This window comes from Pseudomonas sp. WS 5051 (assembly GCF_012985715.1).
GTDB classification, from domain to species: domain Bacteria; phylum Pseudomonadota; class Gammaproteobacteria; order Pseudomonadales; family Pseudomonadaceae; genus Aquipseudomonas; species Aquipseudomonas bubulae.
Genome location: NZ_JAAQWV010000010.1, coordinates 17,070 through 39,371, shown reverse-complemented (window position 1 = coordinate 39,371; position 22,302 = coordinate 17,070). Strand labels below are relative to the sequence as shown.

General features: G+C 58.4%; 14 protein-coding genes, 4 tRNA genes and 1 riboswitch. Of the genes, 15 read left to right on the top strand and 3 right to left on the bottom strand.

Annotated elements, in window-relative coordinates:
• Positions 1–2 precede the first annotated feature (2 nt).
• Complete coding sequence (locus HBN79_RS16615) at positions 3–5,126, bottom strand: NEL-type E3 ubiquitin ligase domain-containing protein (RefSeq protein ID WP_169916910.1); 5,124 nt, start codon at positions 5,124–5,126, stop codon at positions 3–5.
• 396 nt (positions 5,127–5,522) lie between these two features.
• Between HBN79_RS16615 and HBN79_RS16610 the strand changes: the two genes are divergently transcribed.
• From HBN79_RS16610 to astE, 7 genes are all read left to right on the top strand, one after another.
• Positions 5,523–6,743 (top strand): aspartate aminotransferase family protein, encoded by a 1,221-nt coding sequence (locus HBN79_RS16610; protein ID WP_095019710.1) that lies wholly within the window; start codon positions 5,523–5,525, stop codon positions 6,741–6,743.
• A 240-nt stretch (positions 6,744–6,983) separates the two neighbouring features.
• Positions 6,984–8,003: an arginine/ornithine succinyltransferase subunit alpha gene (aruF, locus tag HBN79_RS16605; protein ID WP_169916909.1), complete on the top strand. Its 1,020-nt coding sequence runs from the start codon at positions 6,984–6,986 to the stop codon at positions 8,001–8,003.
• A gap of 55 nt (positions 8,004–8,058) precedes the next feature.
• Positions 8,059–9,096, top strand: coding sequence for an arginine N-succinyltransferase (gene astA, locus HBN79_RS16600; RefSeq protein WP_095003232.1), 1,038 nt, complete (start codon positions 8,059–8,061; stop codon positions 9,094–9,096).
• Entirely contained in the window at positions 9,093–10,562 is a 1,470-nt protein-coding gene (gene astD, locus HBN79_RS16595; protein ID WP_169916948.1) for a succinylglutamate-semialdehyde dehydrogenase, read from the top strand. Before astA ends, astD begins: the two co-directional genes overlap by 4 nt.
• A gap of 117 nt (positions 10,563–10,679) precedes the next feature.
• A complete protein-coding gene (gene astB, locus HBN79_RS16590) occupies positions 10,680–12,026 on the top strand; it encodes an N-succinylarginine dihydrolase (protein ID WP_095003230.1) in 1,347 nt (448 codons plus the stop codon).
• A gap of 67 nt (positions 12,027–12,093) precedes the next feature.
• The gene (locus tag HBN79_RS16585; protein WP_003440880.1) at positions 12,094–12,381 is read left to right on the top strand and encodes a hypothetical protein; all 288 of its coding nucleotides are present in this window, start codon (positions 12,094–12,096) and stop codon (positions 12,379–12,381) included.
• 12 nt (positions 12,382–12,393) lie between these two features.
• Entirely contained in the window at positions 12,394–13,404 is a 1,011-nt protein-coding gene (gene astE, locus HBN79_RS16580) for a succinylglutamate desuccinylase (RefSeq protein WP_169916908.1), read from the top strand.
• On the opposite strand, the gene HBN79_RS16575 is transcribed toward astE, so the two are convergent.
• A complete protein-coding gene (locus HBN79_RS16575; RefSeq protein ID WP_169916907.1) occupies positions 13,401–14,882 on the bottom strand; it encodes a M91 family zinc metallopeptidase in 1,482 nt (493 codons plus the stop codon). The two genes, astE and HBN79_RS16575, sit on opposite strands and share 4 nt — an antisense overlap.
• Before the next feature lie 152 nt (positions 14,883–15,034).
• On the bottom strand, positions 15,035–15,529 hold the full coding sequence (locus tag HBN79_RS16570) for a 6,7-dimethyl-8-ribityllumazine synthase (protein ID WP_095003366.1): 495 nt from the start codon (positions 15,527–15,529) through the stop codon (positions 15,035–15,037).
• A 131-nt stretch (positions 15,530–15,660) separates the two neighbouring features.
• Positions 15,661–15,831: riboswitch (FMN riboswitch) on the bottom strand.
• Between the two features lie 215 nt (positions 15,832–16,046).
• On the opposite strand from HBN79_RS16570, the gene ltaE reads away from it, so the two are divergent.
• From ltaE to HBN79_RS16530, 8 genes are all read left to right on the top strand, one after another.
• The gene (gene ltaE / locus HBN79_RS16565; RefSeq protein ID WP_095003367.1) at positions 16,047–17,051 is read left to right on the top strand and encodes a low-specificity L-threonine aldolase; all 1,005 of its coding nucleotides are present in this window, start codon (positions 16,047–16,049) and stop codon (positions 17,049–17,051) included.
• Between the two features lie 146 nt (positions 17,052–17,197).
• The gene (gene alaS / locus HBN79_RS16560) at positions 17,198–19,816 is read left to right on the top strand and encodes an alanine--tRNA ligase (protein WP_095019219.1); all 2,619 of its coding nucleotides are present in this window, start codon (positions 17,198–17,200) and stop codon (positions 19,814–19,816) included.
• A gap of 83 nt (positions 19,817–19,899) precedes the next feature.
• On the top strand, positions 19,900–21,135 hold the full coding sequence (locus HBN79_RS16555) for an aspartate kinase (RefSeq protein WP_095003369.1): 1,236 nt from the start codon (positions 19,900–19,902) through the stop codon (positions 21,133–21,135).
• A 184-nt stretch (positions 21,136–21,319) separates the two neighbouring features.
• Positions 21,320–21,508, top strand: a complete 189-nt coding sequence (gene csrA / locus HBN79_RS16550; RefSeq protein WP_095003370.1) for a carbon storage regulator CsrA — start codon at positions 21,320–21,322, stop codon at positions 21,506–21,508.
• Between the two features lie 61 nt (positions 21,509–21,569).
• A tRNA-Ser gene (locus HBN79_RS16545) sits at positions 21,570–21,660 on the top strand.
• Positions 21,661–21,766: 106 nt separating this feature from the next.
• A tRNA-Arg gene (locus HBN79_RS16540) sits at positions 21,767–21,843 on the top strand.
• Between the two features lie 71 nt (positions 21,844–21,914).
• Positions 21,915–21,991 (top strand) — tRNA-Arg (locus HBN79_RS16535).
• 71 nt (positions 21,992–22,062) lie between these two features.
• Positions 22,063–22,139, top strand: a tRNA-Arg gene (locus tag HBN79_RS16530).
• Positions 22,140–22,302: the final 163 nt, after the last annotated feature.

Here is a 22,302-nt window from a genome sequence, read left to right as displayed (position 1 = left end):
GGTCAGGTCAGCCTGGCTTTGGTCAGAGCCTGACGGGTCAACTGCCGGCTGAGCTCTTTGCGTTCATCGGCGATCTGGCTGTAGATCCGGTAGTAGAACCTGTCATTCATGGGCTCGGAGGTGAATACCTGAGGCTCAGGCACTGCCAGTTTTAGGGCGAGTTCCTGCAGCTCGACACGCTGCCCTGCATGGCGCTGCTCCAGGCGCGTATCCGAGCGAACCCAATTATCCTGCAGCTCCCTGAGCTGCTCGAGCCACTCGGCCTTCTGTTCGAAGAGGCTGGCGTTGGCGTCCAGTTCCGAGGCGTAAGTTTTGTTCAGGTAGGTCTCCCAGAAGGGCACATCAAGGATCTGATTGACCAGCCCGTCACCGGCTTCGCCCTCATGAATCAGGCGATAGGCCCTGACAAACTCCGTATCGCCCACCTGGGCAGTCATCCTGTAGACCATGTAGTTAGGTACCCAGGGCAGTTCGAGGCTTGTGCTCAGCCGGGTCTGGTAGCCGGTGTGGACTTCGACTTCGTCGACCGTTCCGGGCGCACCATCGATCACTTCGCTGGTAAACCTCAAGCCCTGGCCGCCCTCACTCACAGGCCTGACGCGTTGCGCCACATCAGCCCGGGCAATGTCACCGATCTTGGCCAGCCGGGCCTTGCCGCGTGCCAGCGTTATCAGGTTTTTTTCCAGTTCCAGCGGTGTGCTTCGGGCGTTATAGAACTCATGGGCCATGGTTTCCAGGCCCATGGCATTGAATATCTGGGCGCCGGCGTCGGCGCAATTGGTGGGCGAACTGGCCATGGTGAACAGTAGCTCGCGCATGCGGGTGTCGTTACTGGCAGCATCGATCAAGCGCCAGACTTTCTGCGTCAAATCTCCCAGGCCTTCCTGATAGGCAATTTGGTCAGAGGGTGTTTCAAATACGTCCGGGGGGATTTCCATTCGGGCGATGACTTCAAAAAATCCCTGTGAGCCATGCTCGTGCTCTAGAGTCTCCCAGAGTTCCTGCATGGATACCTGTGACCCGGGGGGGCCGAACAACCAGAATGAGCTTTGCTCTGACCCTCGTGGCGGATAAGTGCGATGAGGGTCTAGGCCAAGGGCGCGGCGATACTGAGTGACACGGTCCTGACTCTCCAGGTCGAGCTTCTGGCGTTCAAGGCGGGCATTGGCAATCAACCAGGATTCGGCCGATTGATCGGGGTAGTCGGGCACGGTATGGATCTCATTGCCCAGCAGGTTCAATTTGAAAGCCTTCGGTCGTGGCTGGTCGAACAACCCCGGGGGCCATTGAGTGATGCGGGTGTTCTCCAGTACGAGTGTCCTGAGTTCGGGCATATGCCCCACGGCCAAAGGGCTGCCAAGAGGGTTGTGACCCAGATCAAGGTGTTGAAGACGGGTAAGGTGCTTGAGCTGACTCTGCATCCCGGCGTTCAGGGTCAGGCGGTTATGGGCAAGGTGCAGCGACCTGAGGTGCGGCAGTGTATCGAGTGTCTCGGGCAGGGTTTCAAGGTCGTTGGCGTTGAGCGAAAGTACCTTCAGATTGGGAAAGTAGGTCAGGAAGTCGCCCTGGTTTGGGGAAAAGCTGCAATCGTCGAGCCTCAGCAGGCCTACATGGCTCAGGGGGCGGCTTAAAACCAGGCTGTCGGTGCCGGCATGGCCGAATAGGGTGCTGCTGAAGTCCAGTTCGGCCACTATGGCAGCCTGTCCTGTTTTGTTGATATGGACCTTGTCGGCCGATAGCCAGGAGTTCTTTATTCTGGAGCCTATCAGGCGCCTTAAACCATGAAGGTTGGGTGGCAATGCGTTGTCGGTGGTGACGCCGATCGCAGCGCTGATCCAGTTGTCCAGTGTCTCGAAAAGCTGGTCTTTTTCCTCCTCGGTGGCGCGCAGGTGTTCAAGGGCCTGCTCGCTGTCGATTCGCGCCGTGATCAACGCTATCTCGTCGCTATTTCGATAGGGGTAGAGGGCCTTGACCCGTTCCTGCAAGGGATTGGCTGCAGGCGTGGTATTGACCCGGCTGCTGGCGGCGCCGCGCAACAGGGTTTCGCTTTCGGTTGCCACGCAAGCTGCCGGGGATGGCAGATCAAGTGCCGTTCGGATTTCACCGGGGGCGCTGTACTTATCTGCCAGCCATTGTTTGAAGTTCTGGCCAATGGCGAACCTGGATTTCAGGTGCTCGCTGTTGCGTTCGGGGAGCGCCTTCATCAGCGCACCGTGAAAGCGCGAGGCTGGATGCAGCAGGGCATGCTCGCCATCGTAGGTCTCATAGGCGTCCGGACCTTTACGAACCAGTATTCGGGTGTGCCTGGCGTCCTTGGGGGCATGGCTGCAGCGCAAGGTGCCGTCAACGACCAGATCGCGCACCTCGAGATGAAGGTCGTGGATCGCATCGGTGTAGGTTTTCAGGATGTTTATGGCCAGTTTTTCGCCGTCTGGAGTCAGCAGGTCATCTTCAAGCAGTCCCTCCTGGGCGTGAGCTATGCGGGTTTGGTGTTCCAGCTCGGTGGCCAGATTTTTTACCCTCAGGGGGATTCTGCCATTCTCGAGGAGGGTGGTTTTCTCGAGCGTGCTGGTGGTCTCAAGCAGCGCTTGGGTGACAGGGGCGGGCAGGTGCGCAAAGGTGCTTTCTATCAATCGCGCTGCCGGGTTTTTTGTCTGGCGCTCCCTGGCGTACTGATGGTCGAAGATGTCTTCCCGTCGTTGCCGGGCGTAGTCGGACACCTTGGCCTGCAGGGTGTTGACGGCTTCTGTCTTTGTTGCGCGCGGGCCCAGCAGGGCATCGAGTTGAGGCGTGTTGAAGTTGTCGACAATCAGGGGCCACAGTTTGCCGTTCTTGATGTCCTGCTGAGAAATCCTGAGAGAGTCCTCGGGGAGTGCCTCGGGGGCACCGTAGACATGGGCCATGCCACTGAGGGTTTCATCGACAAAGACATTCAGGGCTTTGTCTGGCGGCCAGCCGGGTAATTCGGTGGGCAGGCTTTCCAGCCAGTTCCCCTTGGTTGAAAGGGCTCGCCCTTGGCGAATACGGGTGATGTCCTCGATATTTTGTTTTTGGATCCTCAGTCGTGCCATACAGTCTTTGAGCAGAGGCGGAGTCGGTTCGTTATGCAGGTGAACCCTTCGCAACACGCCTTCATCGGTGCCGCTGATAATTCGCAGCTTTTCCAGCTCGGCATCGCTGAAGCCCTCGGCGACAGGGCCGAGCCGACGCATAAGGATCGAGCCTTGCCAGGTTTGCGGGCGCTCACCCTCCATCAGCCAGGCGCCTTCACCGTTGTGCTGCATCCGGGGGCCGTAGGCGTGGGGCCGTGTCGGGTGACGCAAGGTATAAGGGCCGGCGCTTTCGGTCTTGTCCAGTACCAGCGTGTGTCGGGCTTGCTGCCCGGAACTGAGGGTCAGCAGTGTTTTGTCCTGGTGGTACTGCAGGCCCAGTTCGTCGGACGCGAGGTGTTCGGGCAGTGCCAGGTCGTGGTGGTAGGCGCTGATGTCAGGGTTCCACAATCGAGTGGCGCCATCGTTGCAGGTGACAGGTTTCATGCCTTGTACAAAGGCGGATGGCTTGGGCAGCAAGCCTCCCAGCACTTTTGTGCCCGCCGCAAAAAAACCTGCCTGGATACCGCTCTCCAGCACCCCGAACAGGTGTTCGAATGCTTCAGTGGTCTTGCCTTGCACCCAGTCGTGGATACCCTCATAGGTGTCGTCCAGCAGTTGCCAGGCCATTTGCAGCAGCATCAGTTCGCCGACGACAGGTACAAAAGGCGCGATGACAAAGGCTGCGGCATTCAGCAGTGCCATGCCAATGCCTTTCAGGCGTTCAAGGCGTGCCTCACGGGTTTTGCGGTCTTCGGCATCGGTCGACACGGCGAGGCTTTTGGCATCGTTGAAAATTTTTGCCAGTTGCCTGCTGTAAAGAGTTTCCCAGAGGTCATCAGTTATCGGCACCAACAGGTATTCAATCGCGGGTTTTTCGATCGGTATCAGGGTTTGCGCAACCAGTGCGTCTGGTAGCGTTGCGCCCGGTGCGATGGGGGTGTCGGGGATGACCTGCCAGTAGGTTCTTTTAAGACCCTCCAGAAAAGCCCCCAATCGGTCGTGGGCGACGAAGCGGCTGAAGAAATGCTGGTAGGAAGTGCTTTTCAGGCGTTCGGTCAGATGCGCCATGCACTCGCCGATCGATGAGTATTCCTTGACCGGATGCAGGGGGTCGTGGGGTATGTACGCAACTACCGATCGTTGATGTACCGGCATGAAGATCAGCGGGCTTTCGATGTCGAGGGAGAGCACTGTCAGGCGATAGGTCAGCCAACGGTTGTCCAGGCCTATGAGAAAGGCATCCAGTGACTCATACAGGGGCAGGCCGATCTGTCTGGTCATCACGGCGTAGGTCAGATCGGCCTTCAGGTCGGCGCGTTGACTGTCCAGTATTTTGTTTTTCAGCCTTAACTGCCTGCCATGATCGTCAAGACCCAGATGGCGCGTGAGATGGTCCTTGTAGCGGGCGCCCAGATTCAGTGTTCGGCACAAGGCCGTGAACGCCTGCACGGGCATGTGCTCGGTGATGTGATTGAGCTGCTTGAAATGCCCCTGGGCATCGGGGCGGCTGATATACCCCGAGCCTGAGAGGTAGGCATAGGGCAGGGTTTCATGCAGTTCAAAGTTGTGCAGGGCCGCGTCTAGCAGGGACACGCGCCAGGTCGTGGTACCGCTTTCGCGCAGGCCGATGACAGGCAGGTAGTTCGGGATATACAGATTGATAAAGGTGTTGTGTACATCCAGGTCCAGCTGATATTGGCGTTTAATAAGGTTGTTCAGCAAGGGCGCCGCAAACCCGTGAACATCTACGACCCTTGCCAGGTCTTTTTCAACATCGTTGCGGGCGGCCCATCGCGCTGCAAACGTTTTGCGCAAGGTGTCGCCCTGAGCGGGCGTGAGGGTCCTCAAGGTTGGGTGAAGGCTGGGGGGCGTCCCTTTCAATGCGTTCAGGGTCGGTCGGCCCAGGGACGTGGCCCAGGGCGGCATGGCCTCGGCAATGGTCGTGAAGTGGGGGATGGTCTGGAGTCGGTTCGCCGCTGTTAACCCTTTTTCAGGGGGCGGTTTCAGGGGCGCAAGAGGTGTTGGATCGGGCATGTCCGGTACTCGAATGTCCTGATGGAGTACCTTCAAGATCCGCCAGTACGAGCCCGTTAAAAAGCGCAAATATTTGCTGGCTGGCGGAGGCTTTGCATCAACAATCAGCGATCAATCCATACATATTTAGCACCCATACGTACAGATCCGGCGGTGATCGGCAAAAACTCGCGTTTTCCGGGCAAATCAGCGCGCCAGAGTGCTGCCGCAAAGACGCCCCAGCGTTTAAACTGCGCCTTTGTGACGGAATATGTCGCATTGTCGTAATGCCTTTGTAAATCGTGGTTTGGCGCTATAAGAAGTTGTCGCTTGGCGACAAGGCGTGCTCCCGATGTGTCCCTACAATCCCCCCATCGCTCGCCAGTTTAGGCAGGCGTTCCTCTTCAGGAGACTCCGATGTCCGTTGAGCAAGCCCCGGTGCAACGCGCCGATTTCGACCAGGTCATGGTTCCCAACTACGCGCCTGCAGCCTTTATTCCTGTGCGTGGTGCCGGTTCCCGAGTATGGGATCAGGCCGGTCGGGAGCTGATCGACTTCGCGGGCGGCATTGCCGTTAACGTTCTTGGCCATGCGCATCCGGCATTGGTCGGTGCCTTGACTGAGCAGGCGAATACTCTTTGGCATGTGTCCAACGTGTTCACCAACGAGCCGGCGTTGCGCCTGGCGAAAAAACTGGTGGACTCGACCTTTGCCGAGCGTGTGTTCTTCTGCAACTCGGGCGCTGAAGCCAACGAAGCCGCTTTCAAGCTGGCCCGTCGTGTCGCCCATGACCGTTTCGGCAGCGAGAAGTACGAAATCATCGCTGCGCTCAACAGCTTTCACGGCCGCACGCTGTTCACCGTGAACGTGGGCGGGCAGTCGAAGTACTCCGACGGTTTTGGTCCGAAAATCACCGGCATTACCCATGTTCCGTTCAACGACCTTGACGCGCTGAAAGCGGCGATTTCGGACAAGACCTGCGCAGTGGTGCTGGAGCCGATCCAGGGCGAAGGCGGCGTGCTGCCGGCCGAGCAGGCTTACCTGCAAGGCGCCCGCGAACTGTGCGACCAGCACAATGCGTTGCTGGTGTTTGACGAAGTTCAAACCGGCATGGGTCGTACCGGCGAGCTGTTTGCCTACATGCATTACGGCGTGACCCCGGATATTTTGACCAGCGCCAAGAGCCTGGGCGGCGGTTTCCCGATCGCAGCCATGCTGACCACCGAAGCGCTGGCCAAGCATCTGGTTGTCGGCACCCACGGCACCACCTACGGCGGTAACCCGCTGGCGTGTGCAGTCGGCAATGCGGTAATCGATGTGATCAACACGCCAGAGGTACTGCAAGGCGTCAAGGCCAGGCATGACCTGTTCAAGACCCGCCTTGAGCAAATCGGCCAGCAATACGGCCTGTTCACTCAAGTGCGTGGCATGGGCCTGCTGCTGGGTTGTGTGCTGAACGATGCCTGGAAGGGCCGCGCCAAGGACATCTTCAATGCCGCTGAAAAAGAAAACCTGATGATTCTGCAGGCCGGCCCCGACGTGGTTCGATTCGCACCAAGTCTGGTGGTCGAGGAGGCCGATATCGAAGAAGGTCTGAACCGCTTCGAACGTGCCGTAAAGAATCTGACGCAAGCCTGAGTGTGACCTCGACGCCCGGCTTGCCGGGCGTCGAACCGAATTTAATGTGCCGGGCCAGGCTCAATGCACAGGGCTTTCAATGTGGGAGCGGGCTTGCTCGCGATACAGGCAGCGCGGTGTGTCAGTCACGCCGCAGTGACGTCATCGCGAGCAAGCCCGCTCCCACAGTTGAAATCCCGGGTGTACTCGACTGTTCGGCCTATACCCCTCTATGTAATTCAAGGATTAAGGAGTGACACCATGCTGGTGATGCGCCCTGCGCAAATGGCTGATCTGGGCGAGGTACAGCGTCTGGCTGCGGACAGCCCGATTGGTGTCACTTCATTGCCGGACGATATCGAACGCCTGCGCGACAAGATCGCCGCGTCTGAAACCTCGTTCGCTGCCGAAGTGAGCTTCAATGGCGAAGAAAGCTATTTTTTCGTCCTTGAAGACACCGCTGCCGGCAAGTTGGTGGGGTGCTCGGCGATCGTGGCCTCGGCCGGTTATTCGGAGCCGTTTTACAGCTTCCGTAACGAGACGTTCGTGCACGCCTCCCGCGAACTTAAGATTCACAACAAGATTCACGTCCTGTCGCAGTGCCATGATCTGACCGGTAACAGCCTGCTGACCAGTTTTTATGTGGTCCCGGAACTGGTGGGGTCGGCCTGGTCCGAACTCAACTCCCGTGGCCGCCTGCTGTTTGTGGCCAACCACCCGGAGCGTTTTGCCGACTCCGTGGTCACCGAGATCGTTGGCTACAGCGATGAAAATGGCGACTCGCCGTTCTGGGACGCCATTGGCCGCAACTTCTTCGACTTGAACTATGCCGCCGCCGAGCGTCTGTGCGGGCTTAAAAGCCGCACCTTCCTTGCCGAGCTGATGCCGCATTACCCGATTTACGTGCCGCTGCTGCCTGACACCGCCCAAGAGGCCATGGGGCAAGTCCACCCGCGTGCGCAGATCACCTTTGACATCCTGATGCGCGAAGGTTTCGAGACCGATCACTACATCGATATTTTCGACGGTGGCCCGACCTTGCATGCCCGGGTTTCGGGCATCCGCTCAATCGCCCAGAGCCGCGTGGTTCCGGTCAAGATCGGCGTACTGAGCACAGGCGGTGGACGTCAGTATCTGGTGGCCAATGCCCAGCTACAGGATTACCGCGCCGTATTGCTGGAGCTGGATTGGGCGCCGGGCAAACCGGTCACGCTGGATCTGGAAGCGGCCGAAGCACTTGGTGTTGGCGAAGGTGCCAGCGTACGAGTGGTAGCGGTATAACGCGTTTGAGCGAGTTTCGCGGGGGTCGTCAGCGAGCCCCGTCCAAGGAGATAGCATGATCGTTCGTCCTGTACGCAACAGCGATTTACCGGCCCTGATTGAGCTGGCACGCAGCACCGGCACCGGCCTGACCACCTTGCCGGCCAACGAAGAGCGCTTGCTGCATCGGGTCACCTGGGCTGAGAAAACCTTCCGTGGCGAAGCCGAGCGTGGCGATGCGGACTATCTGTTTGTGCTCGAAAACGACGATGGCAAAGTGGTGGGTATTTCCGCCATTGCCGGTGCCGTGGGCTTGCGTGAGCCCTGGTACAACTTCCGTGTGGGCCTGACGGTCAGCGCCTCTCAAGAGTTGAATATTTACCGCGAAATCCCGACCCTGTTTCTGGCCAATGACCTGACCGGCAACTCCGAGCTGTGCTCATTGTTCCTGAGTGCCGATTACCGTACCGGGCTCAATGGCCGCCTGCTGGCCAAGGCGCGGATGCTGTTTATCGCCGAGTTCCCGGAGCTGTTTGGCAGCAAGATCATTGCCGAAATGCGTGGCATGTCCGATGAAAGTGGCCGCTCGCCATTCTGGGAAAGCCTGGGCCGGCACTTTTTCAAAATGGAGTTCAGCCAGGCCGACTACCTGACCGGCGTGGGCAACAAAGCCTTTATCGCCGAGTTGATGCCCAAGTTCCCGGTGTACACCTGTTTCCTGTCCGAAGATGCCCGAGCGGTGATCGGCAAGGTGCATACCCACACCGAACCGGCCTTGAACATGCTTAAAAGCGAAGGCTTCAGTTATCAGGGCTACGTCGATATTTTTGACGCAGGCCCGGCGGTGGAGTGTGAAACCAGCAAGATCCGCGCAGTGCGCGACAGCGAAGCGCTGGTGCTGGCTATTGGCACGCCGGGTGACGACGCAACGCCTTACCTGATGCACAACCGCAAACGCGAAGATTGCCGCATCACGGCCGCCCCTGCGCGGCTGGCTGCTGGCACCCTGGTGGTCGACCCGCTGACCGCCAAACGCCTGCAACTGAGCGCGGGCGACCAGGTGCGCGCCGTTGCCTTGTCCGCCCAGTCAGTGGCCCCACGGGAGTCAAAATAATGAGTACGTTGTATATCGCAGGTACCTGGCAGAGCGGGCAGGGCGAGGCTTTGGAGTCGCTGAACCCGGTTACCCAACACGTGCTTTGGGCGGGCAAGGGCGCCGATGCCGGGCAAGTGGATGCCGCCGTGAAGGCTGCGCGCCAGGCTTTCCCGCAGTGGGCCAAACAGACTTTCGAGCAGCGCCTGAGCGTGCTCGAAGCGTTTGCCGCAAGCCTTAAAAACCACGCCGACGAACTGTCGCGCTGCATCGGTGAAGAAACCGGCAAACCCCTCTGGGAGTCGGCCACCGAAGTCACCAGCATGATCAATAAAGTGGCGATTTCGGTACAGAGCTACCGCGAGCGCACGGGTGAAAAAAGTGGACCGCTGGGCGATGCCACGGCCGTTTTGCGTCACAAGCCTCACGGTGTAGTGGCTGTTTTCGGTCCGTACAACTTCCCCGGTCATTTGCCCAACGGGCACATTGTTCCGGCGTTGCTGGCGGGTAACAGCGTGGTATTCAAACCGAGCGAGTTGACCCCTAAAGTCGCCGAACTGACGGTCAAGTGCTGGATCGAAGCGGGTCTGCCTGCGGGCGTGCTCAACCTGCTGCAGGGCGCACGCGACACCGGTATCGCCCTGGCGGCGCACACGGGTATCGACGGGTTGTTCTTCACCGGTTCGAGCCGCACCGGCAATGCCCTGCACCAGCAATTTGCCGGGCGCCCGGACAAAATCCTGGCTCTGGAAATGGGTGGCAACAACCCGCTGGTGGTCGATCAGGTAGAGGACCTGGACGCAGCGGTGTACACCATCATCCAGTCGGCCTTTATCTCCGCCGGGCAGCGTTGCACCTGTGCCCGCCGCTTGCTGGTGCCGCAAGGCGCATGGGGCGACAGCCTGCTGACGCGCCTGGTTGAAGTGAGTCAGAGCATCGAAGTGGGTGCTTTCGATCAGCAGCCGGCGCCATTCATGGGGTCGGTGATTTCCCTTGGCGCAGCGCGCGCCTTGATGGATGCCCAGGAAGTGTTGCTGGGGTCGGGGGCTGTGGCCTTGCTGGAAATGCACCAGCCAGACAGTAATGCCGCCTTGCTGACGCCGGGCATTATCGATGTGACAGAGGTTGGCGATCGTTTGGACGAAGAACTGTTCGGGCCATTGCTGCAAGTGATTCGCTACGCTGACTTTGATGCGGCGATTGCTGAAGCCAACAACACGGCGTTTGGTCTGGCGGCCGGGTTGCTGTCGGATTCCGAAGCGCGTTACCAGCAGTTCTGGCTCGAAAGCCGCGCCGGTATCGTCAACTGGAACAAACAATTGACCGGCGCGGCGAGCAGTGCGCCATTTGGTGGTATCGGGGCGTCGGGCAATCATCGCGCCAGTGCCTACTACGCGGCGGATTATTGCGCATACCCGGTGGCTTCCCTTGAAACGCCGACCCTGGCTTTGCCAGCAGCGCTGACCCCGGGCGTGCGGATGTCGTAACGCTTATCTCAACCCTGTGGGAGCGAGCTTGCTCGCGAAAGCCTTAAAGGCCATTCGCGAGCAGGCTCGCTCCCACAGGTGCTGTATGACTTATAACCGTTTTCCGGAGCCTCGCTGATGAAGTCCTTTGAAGTCAATTTTGACGGTTTAGTGGGGCCGACCCATAACTATGGCGGTTTGTCGTTTGGCAACGTCGCTTCCCAGAGCAACAGCCAGCAGGCTTCCAACCCTAAGGAAGCTGCGCTGCAAGGCCTGGAAAAAATGAAAGCGTTGATGGACATGGGCTTTGTCCAGGGCGTGCTGGCCCCGCAAGAGCGTCCGGACGTTGCTGCCTTGCGCAGCCTGGGTTTTGCCGGGACTGATGCTCAGGTGATCGAGCGCGCCGCCAAAGAGGCCATGCCATTGCTGGTCGCCAGCTGCTCGGCCTCGAGCATGTGGGTAGCCAATGCGGCCACAGTCAGCCCCAGTGCCGACACCGCTGACGGTCGCGTGCACTTCACCGCTGCCAACCTCAATTGCAAATACCATCGCAGTATCGAGCACCCGACCACCAGTCGCGTGCTGGGCGCGATGTTTGCCGATCAGGAGCATTTTGCCCACCACGCGGCTTTGCCGGCAGTGGCGCAATTTGGCGATGAAGGTGCAGCCAACCACACGCGTTTTTGCCGCGATTATGGTGAGGCCGGTGTCGAGTTTTTTGTGTTCGGCCGCAGTGCGTTCGACAGTCGTTACCCGGCACCGCAAAAATACCCGGCGCGCCAGACCCTCGAGGCTTCGCAGGCAGTGGCTCGCCTGCATGGCCTGAGCGAGGAGGGTGTGGTGTTTGCCCAGCAAAATCCTGCGGTCATTGACCAGGGTGTGTTTCATAACGACGTAATCGCCGTGGGTAATGGTGAACTGTTGTTCCATCACCAGGATGCTTTCCTCAATACCGAGCAGATGCTGGCCGAGTTGCAGGCCAAGCTGGCGACCCGCGGCGCCAACTTCCAGTCGATCAGCGTGCCCCGTGATCAGGTGGCCGTGGAAGATGCCGTGCGCTCTTATCTGTTCAACAGCCAGCTGCTGAGCCGCGCCGATGGCTCGATGCTATTGATCGTGCCTGAAGAGTGTCGTGCCAACCCGCGCGTGTGGCAGTACCTGCAAGGGCTGACGGCCGCTGGCGGGCCGATCCGTGAGGTCAAGGTGTTCGACCTCAAGCAGAGCATGCAGAATGGCGGTGGTCCGGCGTGCCTGCGCCTGCGGGTCGCGCTCAACGAAACCGAGCTGGCGGCCGTCAACCCCGGCGTGATCATGACCCCGGCGCTGTACGACACCCTGACGGTCTGGGTGAACAAACATTATCGTGATGCTTTGCGCGAAAGTGACCTGGCTGATCCACAATTGCTGCTTGAATGCCGCACGGCATTGGATGAACTGACGCAAATCCTTAAACTGGGCGCGGTTTACCCCTTCCAGATCAATTGAAAGGCGCTGTGCCTGGGCGATAGTTGACGCCGGGCACGCACCTTCACACCCCAATGAGAGCGATGAAATGACTGATACCCTGAAGCTGATCCTTGAAGACACCGACGGTACCCAGCTGGAAACGTCCTGCACGCGCGTTGCTGTCATGTGGCAGGGCAAGGAGTTGTGGATTCAGCAGGACGGCCGTGGCCAGTTGCTGATCGGTGTAGACGTTGAAGAAGGCGATGCCGAATACGCCAACCTGCTGCTGCGCCCATTGGCGACTAACCTTGTGAGCCTGCAACTGGAAATGGAACCGGCTGATCTGGGCGATGATGAAGACGGTCACGTACACGGTCCGGACTGCAACCACTGATAAGGAAGTTCTATGCTCGCTCTCGGCAAACTGCTTGAACTGACCTTGGCCGGACGTGAACCGGCCGAGAAAACTCAACTGACTGTCGACGGCGTGCGGATGCGCTGGCTGACCGAAGGCGCGCTTGAAGTGCGCCCGCCCGAGGCTCGTGACAACGGTATGGATCTGTTGTTGTCAGCCGGCATCCATGGCAATGAAACAGCGCCGATCGAGTTGCTTGATCGCCTGTTGCAGGCCATTGCACGGGGTATTATCAAACCCCGTGCGCGAATTCTGTTCCTGTTCGGCAACCCCGGCGCCATGCGTACTGGCGCACGTTTTGTCGAGGAAGACCTTAACCGGCTGTTCAACGGCCGTCACGAAAGCAGCAGTGGCCCCGAAGCCCTGCGTGCGTGCGAGCTTGAGCACCTGGCTGAAACCTTTTTCAGCCCTCCCGGGCGTACTCGTCTGCACTACGACTTGCACACGGCCATTCGAGGGTCGAAGATCGAGCAGTTTGCGTTGTATCCCTTCAAGGTGGGCCGTAGCCACTCTCGCGAAGAGCTGTCGCGCTTGCGTGCGGCCGGGATGGAAGCGGTGCTGTTGCAAAACAAGCCCTCCATTGTGTTCAGTGCCTATACCTACGATCGCTTGGGCGCCGAGGCGTTTACCCTTGAGTTGGGCAAGGCCCGGCCTTTCGGGCAGAACGGCGGAGTCAATGTCGAACGTCTGGAGCAGCGTTTGCAGCAGATGATCGAGGGTAGCGAGCCAGCACTGGCCGATGCTTCGCTCGAGGGTTTGCAGTTGTTCAGTGTGGCGCGTGAAGTCATCAAGCACAGTGATGCCTTTATCCTGCACTTGCCTGCCGATATCGAAAATTTCAGCGAGTTGCCCAAGGGCTATCTGCTGGCGCAAGACGCCGGCAAAACCCGCTGGATTATTGAAGAAGAGGGTGCGCGGATCATCTTTCCCAACCCTAAAGTCAAAAATGGCCTGCGCGCCGGTATCATTATCGAACCGACAACCCTGGCCCCACAGGGTTAATCATCCGAGTAATGGATATAGGTTTTGCGCAGGGGCAGCCCCAGTTCTTCGCGTATGCCGTTTTCGCTGAACTGTGCCGGGTTCGTGGGGAGGGCAGGGGTTGCAGGGTCTTTATCGAAGTCAAAGGGCTCTGTGTTGCAAGGTAAGCCCACGGCCTGCAGTTCATCATTTTTCACCAGCGCAGCTTGCTTGGTTCCCTGATGCCCGTCGGGGCTTGCGCCTAAAAATCGTGTGCCCGTGACAAAGTTGTAGGCGTGGCATAGCTCGTGGTAGAGAGAGGTAAGCGGTATCGCGCCGGGTGTGGAAAATGCCGGGTTGTAGTACACCGTTCCTCCGAAATCAGGCAGACCTGCCATCCCGACCTGAATAAAAGACCGGCCATCACCCAGATTGGGTATGAATAGGCCGTTATTTACCTGCTTGAGTTCGGCGATGGTGATGGGTTTCTGGCTTTTACGAATACTTTTTGTCAGTTCGCGCAGTAGCTGGCTCCCGTTGCCGGAGCTCAGCAACAGTTTCAAGTCATCCTGAACCCTTACGATAAACTCTTCGCTGCCTTGAATAATCAGCCCTGATTCCGGCAGGGGGATTGGGCTGCCAATAAATGTATTGGCGACCTTTTTGTGCGGGGTGATTCTGCCTTCGGCGATATAGGTGGGCTCGCTGTCGGTGAATACTTTGTCCCTGTCTTTTATTTGATTGAGGATGTCCTGGCCCTGGCCGGTATAGATCACATTGGAGCCCGCTCCGGCTGTAATAAGGTCATCGCCGTCGCCCCCGCATAGAATGCTGTGGCCCTGGCCTCCGACGGCTACATCGTCACCTTCTCCTGCGTCGATAAAGGCCATGCCGGCCCCGCCACGAAAAAAGTCTGCCCCTTTGCCCGTGTAGGCAACGGTTGTGCCCGTGCCATTGGCGTTGACGATGTCATTGCCATCTCCAGTGTCTACGTAGCTGGTGCCCCCACGGGTCATCACCATGTCATCGCCAGTACCGGTCAGCACCGTGGACTTGCCGCTGCTGGTCACGACGGTGTCATTGCCGGGGCCGGTTTCGATATGAAAGGTGTTTTTCAGGGTGTCGGCGATGTAAACCGTATCGTTGCCGTTCAAGGTATGAATTTCGATGATCTGCTTTGCACTTGCAGGCTTTATCCGATAGCGCTCATGGTTCAGGTCGATCAGCAGAGAGTCGTTGTCGCCCTTGGTGACGCAAATGGATGCCCGCGCCACCGAGGCACGGAAGACCAGGCGGTCAATGGGGCGGGGGTACAGGACGCCTTCAGTGACGTAGCGCACGAGGGTGGCGTTATCGCCAATATGAAGAATGCTTTGTGTGGTGCTCTCTGTCACATGGGGCAGGGGGTGTGAAACCGTTGTTTCGGTTCTTTCGAGCGGGGCCTGGGCACCGCCGTCAAACTCGAAATGATGAGGGGCTGGCAGAGGGGTAGTTGTTACTGGGGGCGGGGTTGGGCACATAAGAGATGCTCCTGGGCGTCAAGTTCAAATGTCATCGGTGACCGGGCACCTGTATCGACAATTGAAACGCCTGGATGGCTTATGTGTGCGTTACATGTTTATGGTGTGCTCCCCGGCGAGCCTGGTTTCAGGGCTGGCCGGGGAATCAGGCATTACACCGCGCGTTTTTGCTGGGTATCCATGCGCTTGATGGTGCGGATTTTCTGCAGTGTGTCTACGCACGTCCGGGCGGCTTCCTGGCCTTTGTGCACGAAGTGCTCAAAGAAAAACTTCTGATGCTCCTCACCGGCGTGGAAGTGGTGCGGCGTGAGGCTGACGGAGAACACCGGCACTTCGGTTTCCAGTTGTACTTGCATCAGGCCGCTGACGACCGTCTGGGCAACAAAGTCGTGACGGTAGATGCCGCCATCCACGACCAGTGCGGCGCCGACAATTCCGGCGTAACGACCGGTCTTGGCCAGCAGTTTGGCGTGCAGCGGGATCTCGAATGCGCCGCCGACTTCGAAGAAATCGATGTCGCTTTCCTGATAGCCCAGCACCAGCATTTCGGCCAGGAAGCCCTTGCGGCTCTGGTCGACAATCTCTTTGTGCCAGGAAGCCTGGATAAATGCGACACGTTCGTTGTGGTGAATAGCTGTAGGTTGCATGTTCAGATTCCTGTTTGTGTGAAAAACAGGGCATATGAATCGAATGGGATTAAAGGGTACGTTCAGGAGGGCAGCGCACGGCCATACGGCATCGCCACTATCCCGCCTGGTTGACGGCCCTTTGGCGCCAATCCCGTTCTCTCTTCATCCGGACTATGACCGTCGGCCCCGGGATCACACCGGGTCTGCTGACCTTGGTTTATTCCTGGCCGAAGCTCAAGAATGTGCCAAGCGCTCGCGGGCTATGCGCTTTGCGCGCAATTACCGCCGGTGGGGAGTCGCACCCCGCCCTGAGAACGTTGCCACCAGCCTTTCTGGCGGCGGACATTTTGTATCACATATTTTTCGAGTATGCATTGATGCTTTTTGCTAATAGCTATCAGTTTTTCCATTTCATTAATAAGGTAATTCCTACGTGAGCATCCGAATATTGTCGATCGCTGCAGAGTAGGCTTGTTCTGGCGGGAATCGCACGTTTAGCATTCAACACTGATCAAACCTTGCCGAGGCCAATGCCATGTCTGTTATCGATCTTCGTAGTGACACCGTGACCCAACCCACCCCAGGCATGCGTGAAGCCATGGCAAATGCGCCTATGGGCGATGATGTGTATGGCGAAGATCCTTCGGTGAACAAACTGGAATCCGAGCTGGCATTGCGCCTGGGCTTTGCCAGGGGGCTGTTTGTGCCCACCGGCACCATGAGCAACCTGCTGGCCTTGATGGCGCATTGCGAGCGCGGTGATGAATACATCGTCGGTCAGCAGGCTCACACCTATAAGTATGAAGGTGGCGGGGCGGCGGTCCTGGGGTCCATTCAGCCGCAGCCGCTGGAGGTGCAGGCCGATGGCTCGCTTGATCTGAAACAGGTGGCTGCCGCGATCAAACCGGATGACTTCCACTTTGCCCGCACCCGCCTGCTTGCGCTGGAAAACACCATGCAAGGCAAGGTGCTGCCCACCGAGTACCTGGCAGCTGCCGGCCGCCTGACCCGCGAGCACGGCCTGGCGCTGCATCTTGATGGCGCGCGGTTGTACAACGCGGCGGTCAAACTGGGCGTTGACGCCGGTGATATCACCCGCCATTTCGATTCGGTATCGGTCTGCCTGTCCAAAGGCCTGGGCGCGCCCGTGGGGTCGGTGCTGTGCGGCACCGCCGAGCTTGTCTCCCGCGCCCGACGCCTGCGCAAGATGGTCGGGGGCGGCATGCGCCAGGCCGGTCAACTGGCGGCTGCCGGGCTGTATGCACTGGATCATCAGGTGGCGCGTCTGGCCGATGACCATGCCAATGCCCAGTTGCTGGCCGAGGGCCTGCGTGCTGCCGGTTATGAGGTTGAGCCGGTGCAGACCAATATGGTCTACGTCCAGATCGGTGAGCGTGCCGAGGCACTCAAGGCCTTTGCGGCCGGCCAGGGGATCAGGCTCAGTGCCGCGCCGCGCTTGCGAATGGTGACGCACATGGATGTCAGTCGCAGCCAGATTGAGCAGGTGATAGCGGTTTTTGCCGAGTTTTCCCTTCAATAAGCGTTCAATCCGTCCAATTGCTTGTCGCTATCGTATAAACACGCTGTACCCGGGGCGAAGGGCCGATATAATGCGGCCCTTTGCGAGTCGCACTGTCGATTGACGTGATTTACTTGCCTCTGGCCGCAGCCTCCGTGGAAGAACCTATGAAAAGCGCAGAAATCCGTGAAGCCTTCCTTCGCTTCTTCGAGGAGCAAGGTCACACCCGTGTCCCTTCCAGCTCCTTGGTCCCTAATAACGACCCGACCCTGCTGTTCACCAACGCGGGGATGAACCAGTTCAAGGACTGTTTCCTGGGTCAAGAAAAACGTGCCTACACCCGAGCGACCAGCAGCCAGAAGTGCGTGCGTGCCGGCGGCAAGAACAGCGACCTGGAAAACGTCGGTTACACCGCCCGTCACCACACCTTCTTTGAAATGCTCGGCAATTTCAGCTTTGGCGATTACTTCAAGAAAGATGCGATCAATTTCGCCTGGACCTTCCTGACCGGTGTTCTCAAGCTGCCCAAAGACAAGCTGTGGGTGACCGTCTACGCCAGCGATGACGAAGCCTACGACATCTGGACCCAGGACGTCGGCGTGCCTGCCGAGCGCATGATCCGTATCGGCGACAACAAGGGCGCGCCGTATGCATCGGACAACTTCTGGACCATGGGCGATACCGGCCCGTGCGGCCCGTGCACCGAGATTTTCTACGATCACGGCCCGGAAATCTGGGGTGGCCCGCCGGGCTCGCCAGACGAAGACGGCGACCGTTACATCGAAATCTGGAACAACGTTTTCATGCAGTTCAACCGCACCGCCGATGGCGTGTTGCATCCGTTGCCAGCGCCGTCGGTAGACACCGGCATGGGCCTGGAGCGGATCAGTGCGGTGATGCAGCACGTCAACTCCAACTACGATATCGACCTGTTCCAGAGCCTGCTGACCGCAGCGGCGGACGCGATCGGCTGCGCCAACGAAGGCCAGGCATCGCTCAAGGTGGTAGCGGACCATATCCGTTCGTGCAGCTTCCTGATCGCCGACGGTGTACTGCCATCGAACGAAGGTCGCGGCTACGTGCTGCGCCGCATCATTCGTCGCGCCTGCCGTCATGGCAACAAGCTGGGTGCTACCGGCAATTTCTTCTACAAGATCGTCGCGGCCCTGGTGGCCGAGATGGGTGCCAGCTTCCCGGAGCTGGTGCGCGAGCAGGCCAATATCGAGCGCGTGCTCAAGGCTGAAGAAGAGCAGTTCTCCAAGACCCTGGAGCAGGGTCTGAAAATCCTCGAGCTGGATCTGGCTGAGCTCAAGGGTACCGTGGTGCCTGGCGACGTAGTGTTCAAGCTCTACGACACCTACGGCTTCCCGATGGACCTGACGGCCGATATCGCCCGCGAGCGCAACCTGACCGTGGACGAAGAAGGCTTCGAACGCGAGATGGAAGCCCAGCGTGTGCGTGCCCGTTCGGCCAGCTCGTTTGGCCTGGACTACAACACCCTGGTCAAAGTCGACGTGCCGACCGAGTTTGTCGGTTACAACGCTACCCAGGCCTCGGCCAAGGTGGTTGCGCTGTATAAAGAAGGGCAGTCGGTTGCCAGCCTGAACGAAGGCGACGAGGGTGTGGTGATTCTCGACCAGACCCCGTTCTATGCCGAATCGGGCGGTCAGGTCGGCGATTGCGGTTACCTGCAGGCGGGTGCTGCCCGCTTTGACGTGCGCGACACCACCAAGACCGGTGGCGCTTTCCTGCACCACGGCGTGGTTGCTGCGGGCGGCCTGAAAGTGGGCGAAACCGTTGAAGCCCAGGTGGACGCCGATGTGCGTCACGCCACGGCGCTGAACCACTCGGCCACCCACTTGCTGCACGCCGCCTTGCGCCAGGTTCTGGGCGAGCACGTTCAGCAGAAAGGCTCTCTGGTTGACAGCCAGCGCATGCGTTTTGACTTCAGCCACTTCGAAGCGATCAAGCCTGAGCAGATCAAGGCGCTGGAAGATATCGTCAACGCCGAGATTCGCAAGAATACCCCGGTCGAGACTGAAGAAACCGACATCGAAACCGCCAAGGAAAAAGGCGCCATGGCGCTGTTTGGCGAGAAGTACGGCGACAGCGTGCGCGTGCTGAGCATGGGTGGTGATTTCTCGGTTGAGCTGTGTGGTGGTATCCACGCCAAGCGCACCGGTGATATCGGCCTGATGAAAATCATCAGCGAAGGCGGTGTAGCCTCCGGTATCCGTCGTATTGAAGCGGTGACCGGCGCAGCCGCACTGGCTTACCTCAATGCTGCCGAAGAGCAGCTCAAGGAAGCCGCCAGCCTGGTCAAGGGCTCGCGCGAGAACCTGGTCGACAAATTGTCGGCGGTACTTGAGCGCAACCGTCAGCTGGAAAAACAGCTTGAGCAGTTGCAGGCCAAGGCCGCAAGCGCAGCGGGTGATGATCTGTCATCGTCGGCGGTGGACGTAAAAGGCGTGAAAGTGTTGACCGCCCGCCTGGACGGTCAAGACGGCAAGGCGCTTCTGGCGCTGGTAGATCAGCTGAAGAACAAGCTCGGCCGTGCGGTGATCCTGCTCGGCAGTGTCCATGAAGACAAGGTTGTACTGGTTGCAGGCGTAACCAAAGACCTGACTGGCCAACTCAAAGCCGGTGATTTGATGAAGCAGGCTGCTGCGGCAGTGGGCGGGAAGGGCGGTGGTCGTCCGGACATGGCGCAAGGTGGCGGTGTTGATGCTGCAGCCCTGGACGCCGCGCTGGCTCTGACCGTGCCATTTGTCGAGCAGGGTATCTGAGGTCCAGAACGCGCCGTTGTCTAGTAACGGCGCGTCGTTTGAATGATAAATGGGCGCCCTTTATGGGCTGAGGCTGCTTTGAAATGGCTTTGATCGTACAGAAATTCGGAGGCACCTCGGTCGGCACTGTCGAGAGAATCGAGCAGGTCGCCGATAAAGTTAAGAAGTTCCGCGAAGCCGGCAATGATCTGGTGATCGTGCTATCGGCCATGAGCGGCGAAACCAATCGCCTGATCGACCTGGCCAAGCAAATCAGCGATCAGCCGTTGCCGCGTGAGCTGGATATGATTGTATCCACGGGCGAGCAGGTGACTATTGGTCTGCTGTCCATGGCGCTGAACAAGCGTGGTGTGCCGGCCGTGTCCTACACCGGCAGCCAGGTGCGCATCCTCACGGACAGCTCGCACACCAAGGCCCGTATCCTGAAAATTGACGATCAGAAGATTCGCGCTGATCTCAAGGCCGGTCGTGTGGTTGTGGTTGCCGGTTTCCAGGGCGTTGATGAGCTCGGCAATATCACCACGCTGGGCCGTGGCGGTTCCGACACCACGGGTGTGGCGCTGGCAGCGGCCCTCAAGGCTGATGAATGCCAGATCTACACCGATGTTGACGGCGTCTACACCACTGACCCGCGGGTTGTGGCCAAGGCGCAGCGTCTGGAAAAGATCACCTTCGAAGAAATGCTGGAAATGGCCAGCCTGGGTTCCAAGGTGTTGCAGATCCGCGCAGTCGAGTTCGCCGGCAAGTACAACGTTCCGCTGCGCGTTTTGCACAGCTTCAAGGAGGGTCCAGGTACCCTCATTACTATTGATGAAGAGGAATCCATGGAACAGCCGATCATTTCTGGTATCGCGTTCAATCGTGACGAAGCCAAGCTGACCATCCGTGGCGTGCCGGACACCCCGGGCGTGGCGTTCAAGATTCTGGGCCCGATCAGCGCGGCCAACATCGAAGTCGACATGATCGTGCAGAACGTTGCGCACGATAACACAACCGATTTCACCTTCACCGTACACCGCAATGACTACAATGCGGCGCAAAGCGTGCTGGAAAATACCGCTCGCGAGATCGGTGCCCGTGAAGTGGTGGGCGACACCAACATTGCCAAGGTTTCGATCGTGGGTGTGGGCATGCGCTCTCATGCAGGCGTTGCCAGCCGCATGTTTGAATCGCTGGCCAAGGAAAACATCAACATCCTGATGATCTCGACTTCCGAGATCAAAGTGTCTGTTGTGATCGAAGAAAAGTACCTGGAGCTGGCCGTGCGTTCCCTGCACACCGCTTTTGATCTGGATGCGCCAGCCCGACAGGGCGAGTAAGGCGTTGGCAGAAGGGCGCGGTTAATCCGCGCCCTTTGTTTTTTGGCAGGCATGCACGAAGCCCACCCGTTTTGTCATGTTGGTCAATACTAAGGAGCGCAGAGTGCTACTAGTCGCTAGTAGGCTCGGGCTCTTTTTTTTTGCAGACTGTTGTCCCTGAAAAGATAAGTGTGAGGAGAAACGTATGCTGATTCTGACTCGCCGTTGTGCGGAAAGCCTGATCATAGGCGATGGCGAAATTACCGTGACCGTATTGGGCGTCAAAGGCAACCAGGTGCGCATTGGCGTCAATGCTCCCAAGGAAGTGGCCGTACACCGTGAAGAGATCTACCTGCGGATCAAGAATGAAAAGGATGAAGAACCAAGTCTTTAATTTTATTTAAGTTTTTAGTTGCATGCGGGGAAAAGGCTGGTTATTATACGCCCCGTGTTGCGGAGAGGTGGCCGAGTGGCCGAAGGCGCTCCCCTGCTAAGGGAGTACATCTCAAAAGGGTGTCGGGGGTTCGAATCCCCCCTTCTCCGCCATTATTCATGTAGCACGTTGTAATCTAGGCAGTTCAGTAAGTTGTTGAAAATACTGAAAAAAATCTTGCCAGAGAGATTCAACGGTCTATAATGCGCCGCTTCAAATGCACTCGTAGCTCAGCTGGATAGAGTACTCGGCTACGAACCGAGCGGTCACAGGTTCGAATCCTGTCGAGTGCACCATTTAAGAGTCAATTGCCAAGGCGATTGGCTTTGCTTCAACCAGCGGTGGTCTGGTCTATCAAACACAACTTGCACTCGTAGCTCAGCTGGATAGAGTACTCGGCTACGAACCGAGCGGTCACAGGTTCGAATCCTGTCGAGTGCACCATTTAAGAGTCAATTGCCCAGGCAGTTGGCTTTGCTTCAGCCAGCGGTGGTCTGGTTTAACAAACACAACCTGCACTCGTAGCTCAGCTGGATAGAGTACTCGGCTACGAACCGAGCGGTCACAGGTTCGAATCCTGTCGAGTGCACCAAACATCAAAAAGCCCGCACATTGTGCGGGCTTTTTGTTATCTGCGATTTGGCTATTGCTGTCATCCTCGCGACTTGTCTTGTGTTTATTCTGGTTCTTGTCCCTGCTCGTCAACGGCTACAAGGTTGAATTTCAGCTTTGAGTTGTGCCCTGTGCAACTCATC

Coding starts and splice junctions, on each gene's coding strand:
- HBN79_RS16610 (WP_095019710.1), top strand. CDS start 5,523: ATGTCCGTTGAGCAAGCCCCGGTGCAACGCGCCGATTTCGACCAGGTC.
- astB (WP_095003230.1), top strand. CDS start 10,680: ATGAAGTCCTTTGAAGTCAATTTTGACGGTTTAGTGGGGCCGACCCAT.
- HBN79_RS16575 (WP_169916907.1), bottom strand. CDS start 14,882: ATGTGCCCAACCCCGCCCCCAGTAACAACTACCCCTCTGCCAGCCCCT.
- ltaE (WP_095003367.1), top strand. CDS start 16,047: ATGTCTGTTATCGATCTTCGTAGTGACACCGTGACCCAACCCACCCCA.
- HBN79_RS16570 (WP_095003366.1), bottom strand. CDS start 15,529: ATGCAACCTACAGCTATTCACCACAACGAACGTGTCGCATTTATCCAG.
- alaS (WP_095019219.1), top strand. CDS start 17,198: ATGAAAAGCGCAGAAATCCGTGAAGCCTTCCTTCGCTTCTTCGAGGAG.
- HBN79_RS16555 (WP_095003369.1), top strand. CDS start 19,900: ATGGCTTTGATCGTACAGAAATTCGGAGGCACCTCGGTCGGCACTGTC.
- astA (WP_095003232.1), top strand. CDS start 8,059: ATGATCGTTCGTCCTGTACGCAACAGCGATTTACCGGCCCTGATTGAG.
- astE (WP_169916908.1), top strand. CDS start 12,394: ATGCTCGCTCTCGGCAAACTGCTTGAACTGACCTTGGCCGGACGTGAA.
- csrA (WP_095003370.1), top strand. CDS start 21,320: ATGCTGATTCTGACTCGCCGTTGTGCGGAAAGCCTGATCATAGGCGAT.
- HBN79_RS16615 (WP_169916910.1), bottom strand. CDS start 5,126: ATGCCCGATCCAACACCTCTTGCGCCCCTGAAACCGCCCCCTGAAAAA.
- aruF (WP_169916909.1), top strand. CDS start 6,984: ATGCTGGTGATGCGCCCTGCGCAAATGGCTGATCTGGGCGAGGTACAG.
- HBN79_RS16585 (WP_003440880.1), top strand. CDS start 12,094: ATGACTGATACCCTGAAGCTGATCCTTGAAGACACCGACGGTACCCAG.